This window comes from Nonomuraea corallina, from assembly GCF_027620315.1.
Taxonomy (GTDB): Bacteria; Actinomycetota; Actinomycetes; order Streptosporangiales; family Streptosporangiaceae; genus Nonomuraea; species Nonomuraea corallina.
The window spans coordinates 25367-31403 of record NZ_JAPNNL010000079.1 but is presented as its reverse complement, the minus strand read 5'-3'; the positions used below and the strand labels follow the sequence as shown (position 1 = coordinate 31403).

Here is a 6037-nt window from a genome sequence, read left to right as displayed (position 1 = left end):
TTCGTCCTGTGGACCAGGCTCGCCCCGGTGCCACTGGCCGAGGACGGGTTCGGCGGCATGCCGCCCCGCCCGTTCGACGTCCGCTGGCAGGTGTACGCCGACGAGCGCTGCCGCCGCCTGGTCCGCACCGGCGTCGCCGTCGCCGCCCCCGAGTGGGGCCACAGCGTGCACGTCGAACTGACCGGCCTGGACGCCGGACGCGACTACTGGTACCGCTTCCGCCTCGGCCCGTACGTCTCGCCGGTCGGACGCGCCCGCACCGCTCCCCGCCGCACCTCCTACGGCGGCCCGCTGGCCATGGCCTTCGTCTCCTGCAGCCAGTACGAGCACGGCTACTTCTCCGCCTACCGCGGGGTCGCCGACGAGCACCCCGACCTGGTCCTGCACCTGGGCGACTACCAGTACGAGTACGCCGGGAGCACCTACACGGCCCCCGGCGGCAACGTCCGCGACCACGAGGGCCCCGAGACCGTGACCCTGGCCGGCTACCGGCAGCGGCACGCCCAGTACAAGACCGACCCCGACCTGCGGGCCGCGCACGAGGCGGCGCCCTGGCTGGTCGTCTGGGACGACCACGAGGTGGACAACAACTGGGCCGGCCTGGTCCCCGAACGTCCCGACCGCCCGCAGCCCGACTTCCCGGCCCGGCGCGAGGCCGCCTTCCGCGCCTACTACGAGAACATGCCGCTGCGCCGCGCCTCCATCCCACGCGGCGTCGACATGCGGCTGTACCGGCGGGTGCGATGGGGCAGGATGGCCACCTTCCACATGCTCGACACCCGTCAGTACCGCGACGACCAGGGCTGCGGCGACGGCTACCGCGACTGCCCCGAGGCCGCCGATCCGGCCCGGTCCATCACCGGGGCCCCGCAGGAGGCGTGGCTGCTCGACGGCTTCCGCCGCTCGCGCGCCCGGTGGGACATCCTCGGCCAGCAGGTGTTCTTCGCCCAGCGCGACAACGACGCGGGCCCGGCCAAGGTCACCAGCCAGGACGCCTGGGACGGCTACGTCGCCTCCCGGCGGCGCATCACCCAGGGCTGGATCGACGCCGGGGTGCGCAACCCCGTCGTGCTCACCGGCGACGTGCACGCCCACTGGGCCGCCGACCTCAAGCTCGACTACGACGACCCCACCGGGCCTGCGGTCGGCTCCGAACTGGTGACGACCTCCATCACCAGCGGCGGCGACGGGGCCGACTCCGACCCGGCCGCGCACCCGTTCCTCCAGATCAACCCGCACCTGCGGTTCTACAACAACCAGCGCGGCTACGTGATCACCCGCGTCGACCGCGAGCGGCTCACCGCCGACTTCAAGGTGGTCCCGACCGTGCGCGAGCCCGGCGTGGCGGCGTACACGAGGGCCACCTTCGTGGTCGAGGACCGGGTGCCCGGCGTCCAGCAGACCTACCTGCGGCCGCTCGACCCGACGGCCCGCGTCAGCGGCCGGATGACGGTCGAGGACACCGTCCGCTGGGAGACCGAACGTCCGTGACCCCGGCAGGGGACCGCCGGGAGCGGGGCCGGGCTCCGCTTCCGGCGGTCCGGGATGTCGAGAAGATCCTCCGGGAACGCGCCTTTCTGGTTGGATGCGTCCGTGACCGTACGGGCGATCCTCGTCGTGGCGCTGGCCGTCGCGGCCGTCACCCCGGCCGTCACCCCGGCCGTCACCCCGGCCGTCACCCCGGCCGTCGTCCCGGACGGAGGCGGGCAGGCGCGTGCCCGGCTGGCGGTGCTCACCTGGAACGTCTGCGCGGGCACCAACCCCCGGTGCGCCCTCTACCGGGCCGGAGCGCTCGAACTGGCCTGGAACATCTCCGGCCACGCGATCGGCGGCCCCATCACGTCTGACGTGATCTTCCTCCAGGAGTTCTGCTCCGGCGCCGACGCCACCCTCGAACGCACCCTGGAGCTCCGCACCGGCCGCCCCTGGACCGTCGGCTCCTGGAGCCTCCAGGACTCCGGCGGCGCACTGTACCCGTGTCACCCCGACCGCCTCGGCCGCCCGCGCGGCGCGCAGAGCATCGCCGTCGCCGTCGCCCGCCACGACGCGGACTTCAGCGTCCACCCGTTGCCCTCCCCGCCCTGGTACGTCCGCCGCGCCGTCCTGTGCGCCACCATCGGCGCGATCCGCGTGCGCGCCTGCAACACCCACCTGTCGTCCGGCGCCGACTACGACGACCGGCAGCCGGGCGCTCCCTACCGCACCAGGCAGATCAGGCGGCTGCTCGACGTCGCGGTCAGGGACGGGCACCGGGCCGTCTTCGGCGGCGACCTGAACGCCGCGCCGCCCGACAGCCGCACCGGCGGCGCCGCGGGCCGTCGCGCGATCGCCCCCGCCTATCGCGACCACCGTGAATGCGACCAGCGCGGCGAGGCCAGGACCGGGCGGTGGACGCACGACGCCGCGGCCGGGCGTAAGAAGCTCGACTACGTGTTCGCGCCGCCCGGCAGCGTCCGGCGCTGCCACGTCGACCAGCCCGTCACGCTCTCCGACCACCGGCCGCTGCACGCCGAACTGGCCCTGTAGGAAGATGTCGGGCATGCGCGGTGTTTCATCCGAAGACACCCGACGTCTGATGGAAGGATGACCGTGCCCGAAATCGGGGTACTCGCTCTGCAAGGCGACGTGCGCGAGCATGTGCGCATGCTCCAGGAGGCGGGCGCCGAATCCCGCCCCGTACGCGGGCCGGCCGAGCTCGACGCCGTCGACGCGCTGGTCGTCCCCGGCGGCGAGTCGACCACCATGTGGAAGCTCGCCGACACCTTCGAACTGCTCGAACCGCTGCGGATGCGGATCAAGGACGGCATGCCCGCCTACGGCTCGTGCGCCGGCATGATCATGCTCGCCGACCGCATCGAGGACGGCGTCGCCGGCCAGCAGACGTTCGGCGGCATCGACATGGTGGTCAGGCGCAACGCCTTCGGCCGCCAGGTGGACTCCTTCGAGGCCGACCTCGACTTCGCCGGCGCCCCCGTGCACGCCGTCTTCATCCGCGCGCCCTGGGTCGAATCGATCGGGCCGGGAGTCGACGTGCTGGGGAGGGCCGAGCCGGGAGATAGGATCGTCGCGGTCCGACAAGGGCCGCTGCTCGCGACGTCCTTCCACCCCGAGCTGACGGGAGACACGCGCGTGCACCGATACTTCGTAGACATGGTGAGGGAGCTCTAGGCGATGTCCGGCCACTCCAAATGGGCGACGACGAAGCACAAGAAGGCCGCACTCGACGCCAAGCGCGGCAAGCTGTTCGCGAAGCTCATCAAGAACATCGAGGTGGCGGCCAGGACCGGCGGGCCTGACCCGGATGCCAACCCCACACTCTTCGACGCGATCTTCAAGGCGAAGAAGAACTCGGTCCCCAACGACAACATCGAGCGGGCCCGCAAGCGCGGCGGCGGCCTGGAGGCCGGCGGCGCCGACTACCAGACCATCATGTACGAGGGCTACGCCCCCGGCGGCGTCGCCGTGCTCATCGAGTGCCTCACCGACAACCGCAACCGCGCCGCCTCCGAGGTCCGGGTGGCGCTGACCCGCAACGGCGGCTCGCTGGCCGACCCCGGCTCGGTGTCCTACATGTTCAACCGCAAGGGCGTCGTGATCGTGCCGAAGAACGGGCTCGACGAGGACACCGTGCTCATGGCCGTCCTGGAGGCGGGCGCCGAGGAGGTCAACGACCTGGGCGAGTCCTTCGAGGTGGTGTGCGAGGCGGGCGACCTGGTGCCGGTGCGCAAGGCCCTGCAGGACGCGGGCATCGACTACGACTCGGCCGAGTCCAGCTTCCTGCCGACGATGAGCGTGCCCCTCGACGAGGAGGCCGCCAAGAAGGTGTTCCGGCTCGTCGACGCTCTGGAGGACAGCGACGACGTGCAGAACGTCTACGCCAACTTCGACGTCTCCGACGAGATCATGGAGAAGCTCGACGCCTGACGGACGGCGAGACCATCGAGAAGCCCGACGGCTGACCCGGGGCGTCCGGTTTCCCGGTCCCGCCCGGGCGCTCAGCGTGCCGCTGTGAGGAGCCCGCCGCCTGGCCCTGCCCGGTGACCAGGGCCGCCCGGCACGCCGTCAGCGGCATCCTGGGAGCCGCGTGGCCGGTTATGGGCTCCCTTCTCCGGGTTCCGTACGCCGGTCGCGGGCGCCGCGTGGCGGGCGTGGCACGGCGGTCGGAGTCGGCGTAGGGTCGGACGTCGTGACCTCCCGCACCTCTGACTCCCCGGCCCCGGCCCCGGCGCTGGGCTGGCTGCTGCTCATGCCGGCCGTGCTGGGCATGCTGATCACGCTGGTCCTGCCCACCGTCCTGACGATCGGCACCAGCCTGCGCTCAGGCGGGCTCTACGGGCCGGGCCAGTGGGCGGGGCTGGACAACTACGTCCGCCTGCTCGCCGACGACACCTTCTGGCCCGCGCTCGGCTTCACCCTGTCGGTGACGGTCATGCCGCTGCTCGTCGCGCTCGTCGTCGCGCCGCTGCTGGCGCTCGCCCTCGACCGGGGCGGCACGTGGGTCAGGCGGGCCGGGCGGATCCTGCTCTCGCTGTCCCTGGTGGCCTTCTCGCCGGCCGCGGTGGCCGTCTCCTGGCTGCGCGGGCTGCGGGCGGACGCCGGCGGCCCTGCGGCCCTGGCCGGCTCGCTGGCCGATCCGGCGACCGCCCCTGGAACGCTCCGGCTCATCGTGGCCGCCGCCACCTTCGGCCTGGTGTGCGCGCTGGCGGTGATGGCGTTCCTGCCGGCGCTGCGCGGGGACGCCGGTGTCACCCCGGCCATGCTGACGGTCGGCGGGATCGTCGCGCTCGCCGCCGTGGCGGCGGGGCTGCAGCTGTTCACGCTGGCCCACGTGCTGACCGGGGGCGGGCCGCTGGACTCCACCCAGACGCTCGCCATCCTGCAATACACGTTCACCTGGCGGGCGGGCCACCTCGGCCTGGGCGCCACGCTGGCCACCGTGACCTGCGTGATCGTCTGGGTGCTCGGGATCGCCGCCACGATCCTGGCCGTCGCCTCCCGCATGCGCCTCACCCTGACCCCCGCACCCGGCCGCGAAGCCCTCTCCGAAGCCGTCCCCGCGCCCGCCGGGCCGGTCCCGTACACGTCCGCCGGGTCGCGATCGGCGGACGTTCCGTACGCGTCGCACCTGTCCGGTTCGTACGCTTCCGCCGGATCACCCGTACCAGGAGCCTCCTACGCGTCGGCCGGGTCGCCCCACGCGCCCGGCAAGGCGCACGCGCCCGACGGACCGTACGCGCCCGGAGGCGTGGACGGAGCCGGGCCGTCCGGGCGGCGGCCCTCCGCGGGCGGCGTGGCCGTCGGGGTGGTCGCGCTGGCCGTCGTCACCGTCGCCGCCGTCGCGGGGAGCCTGCCGTGGCTGTCGGGCCTGTTCGAGCCGGGAGACGCCGTCGCCGGCCCGAACGTGCACCTGAACACCTGGCTGCCCGCCTTGGCCGGCGCCCTCGTCTCCGTCGGCGTCGCGTACCTCGGGGCGCTGGGCATCGGCGGCCTGCGCCCGCTCGGGCGGCGCAGCGAGTGGCTGCTGCTGCCGTTCGCGCCGTGGCTGTTCGTCGGCCCGGGCCCGCTCGCCATCGCCAACTGGAACACCGTGCGCGGCCTCGGCCTCGTCGACACCTTCGCCGCGCTCGTGCCGCCGCTGCTCGTCAGCGTGCCCGCGCTGCTCGTCCTCACCCTGCTCTGCAAGGGCCTGGCCGAGCGGAACACCACCGACCTGCTGTCCGGCGTGGTGAAGCCGTCGCTGCCGATGGCCGGCATCCTGGTCGTCGCCGTCACGCTGGTGAACGCCCAGCAGCTGCTCTGGCCGCTTCTGGTCACCCAGCAGCCCGATCTGGCGACCGCGCCGCTCGCCCAGTCCATGGCCGCGGCCCGGCTCCCCGGCGGCGCCGTCGACGTGGGGCTCGCCACCCCGCTGGTCCCCATGGCGCTCGCGCTGGCCGCCGTCGTGGCGGCGCAGCTGCTGTACCTGGACCGGCTCGCCCTCACGGTCGGACGCGGTACCGGGTCGCGGCCCCCCGTCCAGGATGCGTAGGTTGTCGGC

5 protein-coding genes are annotated in these 6037 nt (G+C 73.5%); all 5 read left to right on the top strand.

Annotation, left to right across the window (positions count from 1 at the left end; all coding sequences use genetic code 11):
- Positions 1 to 1491: alkaline phosphatase D family protein (locus tag OUY22_RS20065; RefSeq protein WP_270156578.1), on the top strand; the 1491-nt coding region annotated here is incomplete at its 5' end.
- Positions 1492 to 1593: 102 nt separating this feature from the next.
- A complete protein-coding gene (locus OUY22_RS20060) occupies positions 1594 to 2526 on the top strand; it encodes an endonuclease/exonuclease/phosphatase family protein (protein WP_270156577.1) in 933 nt (310 codons plus the stop codon).
- Positions 2527 to 2583: 57 nt separating this feature from the next.
- Positions 2584 to 3168 carry a pyridoxal 5'-phosphate synthase glutaminase subunit PdxT gene (gene pdxT, locus OUY22_RS20055; RefSeq protein ID WP_270156576.1) on the top strand — a complete coding sequence of 195 codons (585 nt, stop codon included), beginning with the start codon at positions 2584 to 2586 and terminating at the stop codon, positions 3166 to 3168.
- 3 nt (positions 3169 to 3171) lie between these two features.
- Positions 3172 to 3924: a YebC/PmpR family DNA-binding transcriptional regulator gene (locus OUY22_RS20050; protein ID WP_270156575.1), complete on the top strand. Its 753-nt coding sequence runs from the start codon at positions 3172 to 3174 to the stop codon at positions 3922 to 3924.
- Positions 3925 to 4186: 262 nt separating this feature from the next.
- A complete protein-coding gene (locus tag OUY22_RS20045; protein WP_270156574.1) occupies positions 4187 to 6028 on the top strand; it encodes a carbohydrate ABC transporter permease in 1842 nt (613 codons plus the stop codon).
- Positions 6029 to 6037: the final 9 nt, after the last annotated feature.

What these genes read in the sequence shown, in the direction of transcription:
- pdxT (WP_270156576.1), top strand. Translation starts at nt 2,584, where the DNA reads ATGACCGTGCCCGAAATCGGGGTACTCGCTCTGCAAGGCGACGTGCGC.
- OUY22_RS20050 (WP_270156575.1), top strand. Translation starts at nt 3,172, where the DNA reads ATGTCCGGCCACTCCAAATGGGCGACGACGAAGCACAAGAAGGCCGCA.